Annotated in this window: 11 protein-coding genes; 6 read left to right on the plus strand and 5 right to left on the minus strand. The window is 72.8% G+C overall.

All coding sequences use genetic code 11. The features are described 5' to 3' along the window. Positions 1-12: 12 nt before the first annotated feature. Positions 13-1872, plus strand: coding sequence for a hypothetical protein (locus tag ABZS69_RS33370; RefSeq protein WP_355379331.1), 1860 nt, complete (start codon positions 13-15; stop codon positions 1870-1872). A gap of 2 nt (positions 1873-1874) precedes the next feature. Here the strand turns inward: ABZS69_RS33370 and ABZS69_RS33375 are convergent, their stop codons facing one another. The 3 genes from ABZS69_RS33375 to ABZS69_RS33385 form a co-directional block, all read right to left on the minus strand. Continuing rightward, entirely contained in the window at positions 1875-2912 is a 1038-nt protein-coding gene (locus tag ABZS69_RS33375) for a hypothetical protein (protein WP_355379332.1), read from the minus strand. Next, positions 2902-3492, minus strand: coding sequence for a copper resistance protein CopC (locus ABZS69_RS33380; RefSeq protein ID WP_355379333.1), 591 nt, complete (start codon positions 3490-3492; stop codon positions 2902-2904). Before ABZS69_RS33380 ends, ABZS69_RS33375 begins: the two co-directional genes overlap by 11 nt. A 98-nt stretch (positions 3493-3590) precedes the next feature. Further along, positions 3591-4190, minus strand: a complete 600-nt coding sequence (locus ABZS69_RS33385; protein WP_355379334.1) for a hypothetical protein — start codon at positions 4188-4190, stop codon at positions 3591-3593. 430 nt (positions 4191-4620) lie between these two features. Here ABZS69_RS33385 and ABZS69_RS33390 point away from each other — a divergent pair, with 430 nt between their 5' ends. The 4 genes from ABZS69_RS33390 (at position 4621) to ABZS69_RS33405 (ending at position 7738) form a co-directional block, all read left to right on the plus strand. Beyond that, on the plus strand, positions 4621-5337 hold the full coding sequence (locus tag ABZS69_RS33390) for a hypothetical protein (RefSeq protein ID WP_355379335.1): 717 nt from the start codon (positions 4621-4623) through the stop codon (positions 5335-5337). 170 nt (positions 5338-5507) lie between these two features. Beyond that, positions 5508-6119 carry a response regulator transcription factor gene (locus tag ABZS69_RS33395; RefSeq protein WP_355379336.1) on the plus strand — a complete coding sequence of 204 codons (612 nt, stop codon included), beginning with the start codon at positions 5508-5510 and terminating at the stop codon, positions 6117-6119. Between the two features lie 12 nt (positions 6120-6131). Next, positions 6132-6659 carry an ATP-binding protein gene (locus ABZS69_RS33400; RefSeq protein ID WP_355379337.1) on the plus strand — a complete coding sequence of 176 codons (528 nt, stop codon included), beginning with the start codon at positions 6132-6134 and terminating at the stop codon, positions 6657-6659. Positions 6660-6709: 50 nt separating this feature from the next. Further along, positions 6710-7738: a PAS domain S-box protein gene (locus ABZS69_RS33405; RefSeq protein ID WP_355379338.1), complete on the plus strand. Its 1029-nt coding sequence runs from the start codon at positions 6710-6712 to the stop codon at positions 7736-7738. A gap of 64 nt (positions 7739-7802) precedes the next feature. Here the strand turns inward: ABZS69_RS33405 and ABZS69_RS33410 are convergent, their stop codons facing one another. Together ABZS69_RS33410 and ABZS69_RS33415 are read right to left on the minus strand one after the other, a co-directional pair. Beyond that, positions 7803-8987, minus strand: a complete 1185-nt coding sequence (locus ABZS69_RS33410; RefSeq protein ID WP_355379339.1) for an acetate kinase — start codon at positions 8985-8987, stop codon at positions 7803-7805. Beyond that, positions 8963-11266: a phosphoketolase family protein gene (locus tag ABZS69_RS33415; RefSeq protein WP_355379340.1), complete on the minus strand. Its 2304-nt coding sequence runs from the start codon at positions 11264-11266 to the stop codon at positions 8963-8965. Before ABZS69_RS33415 ends, ABZS69_RS33410 begins: the two co-directional genes overlap by 25 nt. A gap of 61 nt (positions 11267-11327) precedes the next feature. Here ABZS69_RS33415 and ABZS69_RS33420 point away from each other — a divergent pair, with 61 nt between their 5' ends. Continuing rightward, positions 11328-13034: an IlvD/Edd family dehydratase gene (locus ABZS69_RS33420; RefSeq protein WP_355379341.1), complete on the plus strand. Its 1707-nt coding sequence runs from the start codon at positions 11328-11330 to the stop codon at positions 13032-13034. Positions 13035-13082 lie beyond the last annotated feature (48 nt).

Genomic DNA, 13082 nt, shown 5'->3' on the forward strand with positions numbered 1-13082 from the left:
CAAGATGGCCGTGTGAAAATCACCGATCTCCACCCATCCGAGCGCGCCGTGGCCGAAGCCGTGCCCCACGGCGGGGAAGTCGACCTGCGCTCGGGGGACCTCGACCCGGTCGTGCGCGCGCAGGCCCTGGCCGAGGTGCTCCTCGGCGAGCACGACGGGCCCAGGCCCGCCCTGCGACTCATCGGCGCCCGGATCACTGGCCTGCTCCACCTGGCCTTCGCCGAGATCGGCTTCCCGCTCACCCTTGAGCAGTGCACGTTCGACCAGGCGCCCGACCTGTACCAGGCGCGCACCCGCTTCCTCAGCCTGAGCGGCTCCACGCTGCCCGGCCTGATCGCCTCGAACCTCCAGGTGGACGGCAACCTGCGGCTGGCCGGCTGCCACTTCACCGGCGAGCTGCGCCTGTCGGGCGCCCGCGTCAGCGGCAGTCTCAACCTCAACCGCGCCCATCTGGAGAACCCGGGCGGCGCCGTCGTCACCGCCGAGCACCTCGACGTCGGGGGCAACCTGCGGGCCCAGGACGGCTTCAGCAGCCACGGCGAGATCATCCTCACGGCCGCGCGGATCGGCGCCGCCGTCAACCTCGACGACGCCCGCCTGCACGCCCCCGGCGGCATGGCCCTCGAAGCGTCCAACCTGACCGCCCAGGTGGGCCTGTTCGCCCGGAGGATGACGGTCGACGGGGAGATCTGCGTGCGCTCCGCCCGCGTCGCCGGGCCGCTCACGCTGCGCGGCTCGCGCGTGCGCAACCCCGGCGGCATCGCCGTGCGCTGCGGCGGGCTCAACGCCGAGGGCGGCCTGTTCCTGTCGCTGGTCGAGACCGAGGGCCAGATACGCCTGGGCGGGGCCGCGATCACCCGCTCGCTCAACCTCGACGGCGCCACCCTGCGCAACCCGGGCGGCGTGGCCCTGGCCGGCGACGGCCTGACGGTGGACGGCGCCCTGCACGCCCGCGACGGGATGACCGCGGAGGGCGAGATCATCCTGCTCGACGCCTCCGTCACCGGCCCCGCCCACTTCGAGGGCGCCAGGCTGGCCAACCCCGGCGGCTCGGCCCTGACCGCCAACGGCATCACGGTCGGCAAGGTGCTCAACCTCTGCACCGGCTTCTCCGCCCAGGGCCGGATCCGGCTGACCAACGCCCAGGTCGGCAGCCGCCTGTGCTTCGACGAGGCCACCCTGGAGGCCCCCGGCCAGGTGGCGCTCAAATGCTGGCGGGTCGAGGCGCGGGAGCTGGCCCTGCGGACCGCCGGACCCGTCCGGGGCACGGTGGAGCTGCGCCACGCGCGCATCGGCGTCCTGCGCGACGACCCCGGCGTCTGGCCGGACGCGATGCACATGGACGGGCTCGCGTACGAGGTGCTCGACCCCATGCTGCCCGCCGCCAGGCGGCTCGGCTGGCTGCGCAGGGATCCCGACGGCTACCTGCCGCACGCCTACGAGCAGCTCGCCGCGATGTACCGGCGGCTGGGCAGCGAGGCCGACGCCCGCGACACGCTCCTGGCCGGCCAGCGGCGGCGGCGCGCCACCCTCCCGTGGTACGCCGCGTTCTGGGGCCACCTCCAGGACCTCACCGTCGGGTACGGCTTCCGCCCCTTACGCGCGGGCGCCTGGCTGCTGGCGCTCCTGGCCGTGGGCACGATCGTGTTCGGCCTGGCCGCGCCGCCGCCGCTGAAGCCGGGGGAGGCGCCGCCGTTCCACCCGCTCGTCTACACGCTGGACCTGCTGCTGCCGATCATCGACTTCGGGCAGGAGAAGGCGTTCAACCCCGGCGGCGGGACGCAGTGGCTCGCGTACGGGCTGATCGCCGCCGGCTGGGTGCTGGCCACGACCATCGCCGCGGGCCTGACCAGGTCGCTGCGGCGCGGCTAGGGTCAGCAGAGGGCCATCGCGGTCTGCCACACGCCGGGCAGCGCCGCCAGGACCAGATCCCCCTTGCGGCGCCGGTCCCGGCGCGTCTCCGCCCCGAGGTCGGCCAGCAGCTCGCGGAAGCCGTCCTCGTAGCCCGACTCGCCCGCCCGCTCTCCTGCCTGCCCGCCTGTCTGCCCGCCTGCCTGCTCGCTCGCCGCGGCCCGCTTGGCCAGGCAGCGCGCGTAGGTGGCCACCAGCCAGAAGACCGCCTCCCGGTGCAGGCCACGCTGGATGAGCTCGCGGGTGCCGTCGATGGCGATGGGCCGCGCCGCCGGGGTGATGTCCGAGTCGTACGGGTAGGAGGGGACGCGGACGGCCGCCGCGGCGTCGTACACCTTCTCCAGCGCGGCCAGGTGCCGCTCGACGCGGGCCGCGCTCAGGTTCGCCGAGCCCAGCAGTTCGAGCAGGCTCTCGTGGAAGTCCAGCCGCCCGTGCTCGGCGAGCAGGTCGCGCACGGCCTCGTAGCGGCGGCGGATCGTGGGGTTGCGCAGCGCCGCCACCAGCAGCACGTGGGTGGTCACCCCGGTGCCGAACAGCCACGAGTTGACCTGGTCGGGCAGGGGCGCGCGCTCGTCGATGCCGTTGATGAACCCGCGCACCCGGTCCATGGCGTTGGTGCACCGGGCCAGGATCCACGGCCGCTCGGCGAAGTCGCGCGAGACCACCCGCTGGATCTCGGTCAGCCGCCCCGACGGGTCGGCCAGCACGCACGGGAGGTGGAAGCTGCCGGCCAGGTGGTAGTCGCTCAGCACCTCGTGCGTGGAGCCCAGCTCGGAGAGGAAGGAGACTTCGAGCAGGATGCCGCGGTAGGCGAACTTGCCCAGGCGGGCGGGCTGGTCCGCGACCACGATGACGTCCACGTCCGAGGTCGCGGCCAGCTCGTCGGCCGGGTCGGCCCACAGGGCCGACCCGGTCAGGAAGGCCCCGTCGAAGCCCGGCAGCGCGGCGCCCTCCGTCTGCACCCACTGCCGAGCGATCTGTCTGGCTTCCTCAACCCGCATCCACTTCCTCCCGATCTGGGCCGCGGCGCGCGGTCCGGATCAGAACGAACGCGCCCAGCACGACAAGCACCACCAGCCCGCCCCAGATCCAGCCGGGAACGCCCGCGGATGCCGCGGGCCGCTCGCCGGCCGCCGCGGCGGGCACGGCCGCCCGGGGCGGTGTGCTCGCCGTCGGCCCCCCGCCGATGGACGAGGGCGAAGCCGTTGGAGAAGGTGATCCTTTCACGCTGAAGGGGATTTCGCCTTCTATGGGATGCCCGTCGGACGAAACGACACGCCAGGCGATGACGTACGGGCCCGGCGGGAGCGGCTGCGGGACGTCGGTGAGCACCTTCGGCCCGTCGAGCACCGGCTTGCCGAGCGGGACCTCCTTGCCCGCCGCGTCGTGCAGCACGACGAACGGGAACTTCACGCTCGCGCTGTATTCGAGCTCGATCTCGTCGACCGAGCCGACCTGCGCGTCCTTGGCCGGCGAACTGCTCTTGAGCGCGTCGTGCGCGAACGCCGGCGAGGCCGGGAACATCAGGATGAGGGCGCACGCGAGCGCCGCCCCGATGATCTGTCGTGGCAGGAACGCCATGATGGGTCTCCAGAAACGATCTTCCGGACGCGCGCGCGGCGCCGTCCGGACACAGGCAAGAGTACGCGCCCCGCTGGACGCGCCAAGGGACTGGTGCTTCAGCTGAAGTGCCTGAACCCCTGGGGCGGGCCTCGCCTGAGGATCGCGCCGGAGACGGTCCTTCCCGCGTACGCGGTCAGGTACGGGGTGGCCGGTCGCCACGAGGGCCGGACGGCCTCGACCGGGACGGCGGCGGGCAGCGGGACGATCGGCCGCGGCGCGCCGTACAGGCGGATCATGAGCCACAGCGCGCGCTCGCCCCGGTGCAGCCACCAGGCCGACAGCGCCGCCGCCGTGAGGTGGACCAGCGCCATGCCGGGCGCGGGATGCCCGTGCGCCGGACCGGCCAGGGCGTCGGGCGTGAGCCGCTCGAAGAGCTGGTGCAGCAGCATCTGCGTGCTCACGGTCGCCACGAGCACGGCCGCGGGGCCACGCTCGCGCCCGTCGATCAGGTACGCCAGCCCGAGCGCGGCCAGCACCCCGGCCAGGTAGACCTCGAACGGCACGAGGCCGCCGCCCGCCAGCGCGTGCCCGCCCGCCGACACCGCGCCGCAGACCGTCGCGAACACGACGGCCCGCACAAGACGCAGCACCGGAGACCCGGCGGGCGATACGGCGGGCGACGCGGAGAGCGGCACCGAGGGCGACGCGGAGGGCACAGCCGATATTCTCCTCGAAGGTCGGGAAAAAGTCTCAGATTTCTCCCGTGAATGACCGTCCCGACCCGTCCGGACGGCCCTGTGAGTCGCGTCGTAGCAGGTCATCCAGCCTTTGTCCGGCTTTCCGGACACGGGCGCGGCGACGCCGGAACACCGTGATGCGGGTTTGTGAAAGGGACGATCTGATATTGACACTTTTTCACCGGCGCTTTCCCAGCATGGGAAATTCGCCTGCGGCGTGGCGTTGAAGATCGCCTCGCGGCAACTGTAACCATCGTACCGATCTTGTCGGCCCGTTCGGCGGGCGGCAGAGGCCGGATCCCGGCCTGACGCATTCCGAAAGGTACGGTACATGTCCACTCCCGATTCACGGACAATTGCCCCAGTCAATTCCGCTTGGCCCAAGGCGCGTCACGCGATGAGATGGGCAGTGAGCGGCTCTCTTTCGATGGTCCTGGTCGCCGCCCTGGTGCCGGCGGCGAGAGCGGACGACGACGATGACACCGACCGCACCGTCGAGACCGCCGACACCGGCGCCGCCGACACCGGCACGGCCGGCACCGCCGGTACCGTCGCCGCCGACACCACCGACCGCCGCCGCCGTCACCGTCAGCGTCGCTTCCCCCTCATCCACGGCGACAGATGCAGCCCGCACCTCTTCTTCAAGGTGCACACGCTCTCTCCGCGGAACTTCTTCCTGCCCCGCACCAACTTCGTCGACGGCCCCGGCGGCACGGTCACGGCGTCGGTCACCCGGGAGCACGAGGTCCGCGCGTTCCTGGAGACCGAGAACGAGCGGCGGAAGGCCGTCTCCACGACCGAACCGCTCGACGTCGTGGAACCGATCACCACCCGCGATGTGGTGCACGAGATGCGCAGGATGGGGCTTCCGCACCTCGAAGAGCGTCACATGGTCTTCACCGGCCACGAGTACAGCCGGGAGATCACCAAGGGCAAGTACGGCCATCTGTGGTATCGCGTCTTCGGCTACCGCATCGGCTGGTCGGCCTGGCGCGTGATGGGCACGTGCCGCGACGTCAGGGTCTCCAGCGGATACGCCAACATCCCCGCCAGGGTGGAGGGGTGGCGCTACTGGGAGACCAAGAATCCGACCTTCAAGCACCGCCGCCTGCCCTGGAAGTCCTGAGCGAACGGCGCCGACGGCCGCGGGCGCTGTGCGCCGGGCGGCGGGCCGTGGGACACTGCTCGTGGCGCCGGGCCGGGGTGCGCCCGGGGAGCGGAAACCGCGACAGCGGCGACTTCGGACAGAGGCGACTTCGGACAATGGCGGCTTCCCCTTCGATCCGGGTGGTCCTCGTGGAGGATCACGCCATGGTCGCCGAGGCCATCGGGATGGCGCTGGCGCGGGTGCCCGACATCGAGGTGGTGGCCCAGACCGGCAGCATCGCCGGGGCGGTGGCCGAGACCGGCAGGTTCCAGCCGGACGTCGTCGTGCTCGACCGGCGGCTGCCCGACGGCGACGCGATCGCGGCCATCGGGAGGCTCGCGGCGGCGGCGCCCAAGGCACGGGTGCTGGTGCTGACCGGCGAGGCGACCGTCTCCGTGGCGGCCAGGGCGGTGGCGGCAGGGGGCGCCGGGCTGGTGGTGAAGTCGTCCCGGCTGGGGGAGCTGGAGTCGGCGGTGCGGGAGGTGGCGGCCGGCGGGGTGGTGTTCGCGCCCGGGCTGCTGCCCGGGGTGCTCGACCGGCTGACCGGGCGCGCGGGGCGCCTGGGGTCGGCGCTGACGGCCCGCGAGCGGGAGACGCTGTTGCTGCTGGCCGAGGGCATCGGCACGCGTGAGATCGGCGAACGGCTCGGCGTGGCCCGCAACACGGCGCGCAACCACGTGCAGCACGTGCTGGAGAAGCTGGGCGCCAGGTCCAAGCTGGAGGCGGTCGCGCTGGCCCGCAGGGAAGGGCTGCTCGACTGACGCACTTGCACCATGTCGCGTCCCACAGGTGTACCGGGCGGCCTGGCGCGGCTGCGTCTCGTGATCGGATGGTGGCTCCCCGAGAGTAGAGGGGTGGTCAGCGAGGAAGCCGGGCGATACCAGGTGGACACGCCCCTGCCGAAGGAGATGGGCAGCATCACGGCGGCGCGCCGGATCGTCCGTCAGGCCCTGGCCGAGTGCGGCTATCAGGGCCACCACGAGGACGTCCTGCTCGTGGTCTCCGAGCTGGTGACCAACGCGCTCGTGCACGGCGACGGCCCGCCGTCCCTGAGGATGCGGGGCAGCGCGGGACGGGTGCGGGTCGAGGTGGGCGACGCCGGGGAGCGGCTGCCCGAACCACGCGAGCCCGGCCCGTCGAACGGCTGGGGGCTGCACGTCGTCCGGCTCCTGTCCATCGGCTGGGGGACCGCGCCCGCCGACGGAGACAACAGCGAGGACGGCGGAAAGGGCGGGAAAGTGGTCTGGTGCGAGCTGGCGCCCCGCCTCGCCCCGCTCCAGGCCCGCGCTCTCGACGGCTGAACCCGCCGGGGAAGGTTGGGTCCCCGGGCCACGTCGTGAAAAGCTGCGGTATGGCCGTGGATGACCTCCCGCAGGCGGATATAGAGTTGCTCGTCCAGAGCATCCGCGATTACGCCATCTTCATGCTCGACCCCCGCGGCAGGATCGCCAGCTGGAACGCCGGAGCCCAGCGCATCAAGGGCTACACCGCCGACGAGATCATCGGCACCCACTTCTCCGTCTTCTACCCGCCCGAGGACGTCGCGTCCGGCAAGCCGGCCATGGAGCTGGAGGCGGCGGCCGCCGACGGCCGCTGGGAGGAGGAGGGGTGGCGGGTCCGCAAGGACGGCACCAGGTTCTGGGCCAGCGTCGTCATCACCGCCCTGCGCGGCGAGGCCGGCGAGCTGCGGGGGTTCGGCAAGGTGACGCGTGACCTGACCGAGCGGCGCAGCATGGCCAGGGCGCTGGACGAGCGCGGCCTGCTGCTCGCCCACCTGGTCCAGGCCCAGGAGCGCGAGCGCCGCCGCATCGCCTCCGACGTGCACGACGACACCATCCAGTCCATGGTCGCCGTCGGGATGCGGCTGCGGGCGCTGGGGGAGGGCCTGCCCGAGGAGCACGCGGCCGGCGTCGGCGCGCTCGGCGAGGCGGTGGAGGCCGCCGTCGGGCGACTGCGCGACCTGACCTTCCGCTTACGCCCGCCCGCTGACGGGCTGGTGGAGGGGCTCACCGCGTACCTGGAGCAGGAGATGGCGGGAGTGGCGTACGAGCTGGTGAACCGCCTGGACGGCGAGCCGCCCCCCGAGAGCGCGATCACCGTCTACCGCATCTGCCAGGAGGCGCTCACGAACGTCCGCAAGCACGCCGGGGCCGTCGCGGTCGCCGTGGAGCTGGCCTCGCTCGACGGCGGCGTCCACGTCCGCGTGCGCGACGACGGGGTCGGGATCACCCGCGAGGACGGCCGGAACGACCACTTCGGGCTGATCGAGATGCGCGAGCGGGCCGAGACGGCGGGCGGCTGGTGGAGCATCCGCGGCGCGCCCGGCATGGGCACGACGGTGGACTTCTGGGTGCCGGCCGTGCCGCACCGCACGTCATGACCTGACCCCCGGCCGTGCCGCGTCACACGTCTTGACCTGACCCCCGGCCGTACCGCGCCGCACGTCATGGCCCCCGGCCGATCAGCGCGAGCGCCTGGCGGGCGATCTCCCACTCCTCGTCCGTCGGGATGACGAGCACGGCCACCTCCGCGCCCGGCGGCGAGACCGCCCGCTCCGCCGCCGACTCGGCCAGGTTGAGGGCGGGGTCCACGGCGATGCCGAGCCGGTCGAGCCCGGCCAGGGACTCGGCGCGGGTGGCCGCGTCGTGCTCCCCGACCCCGCCGGTGAACACGATCGCGTCCACCCGCCCGAGCAGCGCGTAGTAGGCGCCGACGTACTTGCGGACGCGCCGCGTGTAGACCGCCAGGGCCAGCCGGGCCTCGGGGTCGTCGCGGGCGCGTACCTCGCGCATGTCGCCGGTCCCGGCGAGCGCCAGCAGGCCGCCGTGGCGGTCGAGCCCGCTCTCCACCTGCCGCGCGTCCATCCCGGCCACCCGCGCCAGGTAGCCGGCCAGCGCGGGGTCGACGTCGCCCGAGCGGGTGCCCATGACCAGCCCCTCCAGGGGCGTCAGGCCCATGGAGGTGTCGACGCTGCGCCCGCCGGAGATCGCGGTCGCGCTGGCGCCGTTGCCCAGGTGCAGCACGATGAGGCCGAGCGCGGCCGGGTCGCGGCCGAGGAAGGCGGCGGCGCGGCGGGAGACGTACGCGCAGGAGGTGCCGTGGAAGCCGAAGCGCCGCACGCCGAGCCGCTCGCGCCACTCGCGCGGCACCGCGTACGTGTACGCCTCGGGCGGCAGCCCCAGCTGGAACGCCGTGTCGAACACCGCCACCTGCGGCACCCCCGGGAAGGCGCCGCGCGCCACCCGGATCCCGGCGAGGTTGACCGGGTTGTGCAGGGGCGCGAGCGGCGCCAGCTCCTCGATCGCCTTGATCACGGCGTCGTCGACCAGCACCGCCTCGCCGAACCGGGTCCCGCCGTGCACGACGCGGTGCCCGACCGCGACCGGGTCCAGCTCCGGCCCCGCCGCCCCGAACGCCTCCATGACCGCGGCCAGCCCCGCCTCGTGGTCGGGGAACGGCCCCTCCCGCACGTGCGGCGGCCCGTCCCCGGCGTGGTGCGTCAGCCGCCCGCGCTCCTCGCCGACGCGCTCCACCAGCCCCCTGGCCGGGCGCGCGCGGGTGCCGACGTCGATGAGCTCGTACTTGATGGACGACGAGCCCATGTTCAGTACGAGGATGCGCCCGGCCACGTCCACGACCTGATCTCCGGGGTGTCCTCGCCGTGCTCGCGGGTGTACGCGCGGGCCCGCAGCCGTTCGTCGCTCATGCGCTGGCGCAGGTGCGCCGCCGTGGAGCCGAGCCCCGGCACCCGGTCGATGACGTCCATGACCAGGTGGAAGCGGTCGATGTCGTTCATCATGGCCATGTCGAACGGCGTGGTCGTGGTGCCCTCCTCCTTGTAGCCCCGCACGTGGATGTTGTCGTGGCCGCGGCGGCGGTAGGTGAGCTGGTGGATGAGCGACGGGTAGCCGTGGAAGTCGAAGACGACCGGCTTGCCGGTGGTGAACAGGGCGTCGAACTCGGCGTCCGTCATGCCGTGCGGGTGCTCCGAGGGCGGCTGGAGGCGCATGAGGTCCACCACGTTGACGACGCGTACCTTCAGCTCGGGCAGGTGCTCGCGCAGGATCGCGGCGGCGGCGAGCGTCTCCTGGGTGGGCACGTCGCCCGCGCAGGCCAGCACCACGTCCGGCTCGGCGCCCTCGTCGGTGGAGGCCCACGGCAGGATGCCCAGGCCGCGCGTGTTGTGCGCGACGGCCTCCTCCATCGTGAACAGGTCCAGCACCGGCTGCTTGCCCGCCACGATCACGTTGACGTAGTCGCGCGAGCGCAGGCAGTGGTCGGCGACCGACAGCAGCGTGTTGGCGTCCGGCGGCAGGTAGACTCGCACCACGGACGCCTTCTTGTTGATCACGACGTCGAGGAAGCCCGGGTCCTGGTGGCTGAAGCCGTTGTGGTCCTGGCGCCACACGTGCGAGGACAGCAGGTAGTTGAGCGAGGCGACGGGCCGCCGCCAGGGGATCTTCTGCGCGGACTCCAGCCACTTCGCGTGCTGGTTGAACATGGCGTCGATGATGTGGATGAACGCCTCGTAGCAGTTGAACAGCCCGTGCCTGCCGGTCAGCAGGTAGCCCTCCAGCCAGCCCTGGCACAGGTGCTCGCTCAGCACCTCCATCACCCGGCCGCCGGGGGCCAGGTCCTCGTCCGTCGGCAGCGTCTCGGCGTTCCACGCCCGGTCCGTGGCCTCGAACACCGCCGACAGACGGTTCGAGGCGGTCTCGTCCGGCCCCATCAGCCGGAACGTCCGGGGGTTGGCGGCGATCACGTCGCGCAGGAACCCGCCGAGCACCCGCGTCGGCTCGCTCGTCTGCGTGGCGGGCGACTTGACCTCGACCGCGAGCCGCCGGAAGTCCGGCAGCCGCAGCGGCTCCAGCAGCTCGCCGCCGTTGGCGTGCGGGTTGTCGCTCATCCGGCGCGTGCCGCGCGGCACGGTCTCCAGGATCTCCCTCACCGGCCTGCCGCCGGAGTCGAACAGCTCCTCCGGCCGGTACGAGCGCATCCACTCCTCCAGCATGGCCAGGTGGGCGGCGTTCTCCCGGACGTTGGCCAGCGGCACCTGGTGCGCCCGCCAGGTGCCCTCGACCTGCCTGCCGTCCACCTCGCGCGGCCCCGTCCACCCCTTCGGCGTCCGCAGGACGATCATCGGCGGCCGGTCGGACCCACCCTGCCTGTACGCGGCCAGCTGGTCGAAGACGCTGTCCAGCGTGCGGGCCATCTCCTCGTGGTCTGGTCCCACCAGGTGCGGGCGGTAGCCGTAGCCCTCGATGAGCTTGAACAGCTCCGCCTCGGGGATGCGGGCGAGCACGGTCGGGTTGGCGATCTTGTAGCCGTTCAGGTGCAGGATGGGCAGCACGATGCCGTCGCGGTCGCGGTCGGTGAACTTGTTGGAGTGCCAGCTCGTCGCGAGCGGGCCCGTCTCGGCCTCGCCGTCGCCGACGACGCAGGCCACGACCAGGTCCGGGTTGTCGAAGGCGGCCCCGTACGCGTGCGCGAGCGAGTACCCCAGCTCCCCGCCCTCGTGGATCGAGCCCGGGGTCTCGGGCGCCACGTGGCTCGGGATCCCGCCGGGGAAGGAGAACTGGCGGAACAGCCGCCGCATGCCCTCCGCGTCCTGCGAGACGTCCGGATAGCGCTCGGAGTACGTGCCCTCCAGCCACGCGTGCGCCACCGCGGCGGGGCCGCCGTGCCCGGGACCCGCGATGTAGATCATGTCCTGGTCCCGCTCCCTGATCACCCGGTTGAGGTGGGCGAAGCAGAAGTTCAGCCCCGGCGTGGTGCCCCAGTGGCCGAGCAGGCGCGGCTTGATGTGCTCGGGCCGCAGCGGCTCGCTCAGCAGCGGATTGTCCAGCAGATAGATCTGACCGACGGACAGGTAGTTCGCGGCCCGCCAGTACGCGTCGATATGGTCCATCCCCTGCAGCTTCCTCCACAGAAGGTGCTGAATCCCCGATATGACGGATAAAGTGCCGAATATGGCATTGAGGAGTTCGCGCTGGTACTCGGGGAACGACCGAAACTCCTACATACACCGGGCGTGGATGCGGCGTGGCCTGCCCCGCGAGGCGTTCGAGGGCGGCAAGCCGCACATCGCGATCGCCAACACCGCCTCCGACCTCACCCCCTGCAACTCCCACCTCGACGAGGTCGCCGAGAGCGTCGCGAACGGCGTCTGGGAGGCCGGCGGCGTGCCGCTCAACCTGCCGGTCGTCTCCCTCGGCGAGACGAACGTGCGCCCCACCGCCATGCTCTGGCGCAACCTGGCCGCCATGGCCACCGAGGAGATGCTGCGCGCCAACCCCATCGACGGCGTGGTGCTGCTCGGCGGGTGCGACAAGACCATCCCGTCGCTGCTCATGGCCGCCGCCTCCGTCGACCTGCCCGCCGTCGTGATGCCCGGCGGCCCCATGCTGACCGGGCACTTCCGCGGCGCGCCGCTCGGCTGCGGCACCGACGTGTGGCGCCTCAGCGAGGAGGTACGCGCGGGCACGCTCTCGCGCGAGGCGTTCATGCGCTCCGAGTCGTCCATGATCCGCAGCCGCGGCCACTGCAACACCATGGGCACCGCCTCCACCATGGCCTGCATGGCCGAGGCCCTCGGCATGACGATCCCCGGCACCGCGGGCATCCCCGCCCCCGACAGCCGCCTGCTCGAACGCTCCCACGAGACCGGCCGCCTGGCCGTGGACCTCGTCCGGCAGGACCGCCGCCCGAGCCAGGTCATGACCAGGGGCTCGTTCCTCAACGCCATCGTGACCCTGGCCGCCGTCGGCGGCTCCACCAACGCCGTCGTCCACCTGCTGGCCGTCGCGGGCCGGCTCGGCGTGGACCTGTCCCTGGACGACTTCGACCGCACCGGCTCCGGGGTGCCGCTGCTCGTGGACCTCCAGCCCGCCGGGCGCCACCTGATGGACGACCTGTTCAGGGCGGGCGGCCTGGCCGCCGTGCTCAAGGAGGTCGAGGACCTGCTCGACCAGGAGACGATCACCATCACGGGCCGCCCCCTCGCCGAGCACCTGGCGGAGGCGGAGATCTGGGACGAGAGCGTCATCAGGCGCCGCTCCGACCCGCTGTTGCCCGACGCCGGCATCGCCGTCCTGCGCGGCAACCTCGCCCCCGGCGGCGCGGTGATCAAGCCCGCCGCCGCCTCGCCCGAGCTGCTGCGCCACCGCGGCCGGGCCGTCGTCTTCGACAGCATCGAGGACGTGTACGCCCGCCTCGACTCGCCCGACCTGGACATCGACGAGACCTCGGTGCTCGTGCTGCGCGGCTGCGGCCCCAAGGGCTACCCCGGCATGCCCGAGGTGGGCAACCTGCCGCTGCCCGCCAGGCTGCTGGAGAAGGGCGTGCGCGACATGGTGCGCGTCAGCGACGCCCGCATGAGCGGCACCGCGTACGGCACGGTCGTCCTGCACACCGCGCCCGAGGCGGCGGCCGGCGGCCCGCTGGCGAAGGTGCGCACCGGCGACCCGATCGTCCTCGACGTCGCCGCCCGGCGGCTCGACGTGGACATCCCCGACGCCGAGCTGGCCGCCAGGCGGCCCGTGACGATCGGGCACGCCCAGCCCGTACGCGGGTGGGAGCGCCTCTACGTCGAGCACGTCACCCAGGCCGACCGCGGCGCCGACCTCGACTTCCTCATCGGCTCCAGCGGCGACCACGTCGGGCGCGAATCCCACTGAGGCCCTAAAGACTCCCCTCCGCCGTGCGCGGAATCAATCTCGGTGGGT

Origin of the sequence: Nonomuraea sp. NPDC005650 (genome assembly GCF_040605375.1) — a bacterium.
In the GTDB taxonomy this organism is placed as follows: domain Bacteria; phylum Actinomycetota; class Actinomycetes; order Streptosporangiales; family Streptosporangiaceae; genus Nonomuraea.

Bases quoted from the DNA above. Each gene is read 5' to 3' on its own strand.
- ABZS69_RS33400 (WP_355379337.1), top strand. From the start codon at position 6,132: ATGTCGCGTCCCACAGGTGTACCGGGCGGCCTGGCGCGGCTGCGTCTC.
- ABZS69_RS33420 (WP_355379341.1), top strand. From the start codon at position 11,328: ATGGCATTGAGGAGTTCGCGCTGGTACTCGGGGAACGACCGAAACTCC.
- ABZS69_RS33405 (WP_355379338.1), top strand. From the start codon at position 6,710: ATGGCCGTGGATGACCTCCCGCAGGCGGATATAGAGTTGCTCGTCCAG.
- ABZS69_RS33375 (WP_355379332.1), bottom strand. From the start codon at position 2,912: ATGCGGGTTGAGGAAGCCAGACAGATCGCTCGGCAGTGGGTGCAGACG.
- ABZS69_RS33415 (WP_355379340.1), bottom strand. From the start codon at position 11,266: ATGGACCATATCGACGCGTACTGGCGGGCCGCGAACTACCTGTCCGTC.
- ABZS69_RS33380 (WP_355379333.1), bottom strand. From the start codon at position 3,492: ATGGCGTTCCTGCCACGACAGATCATCGGGGCGGCGCTCGCGTGCGCC.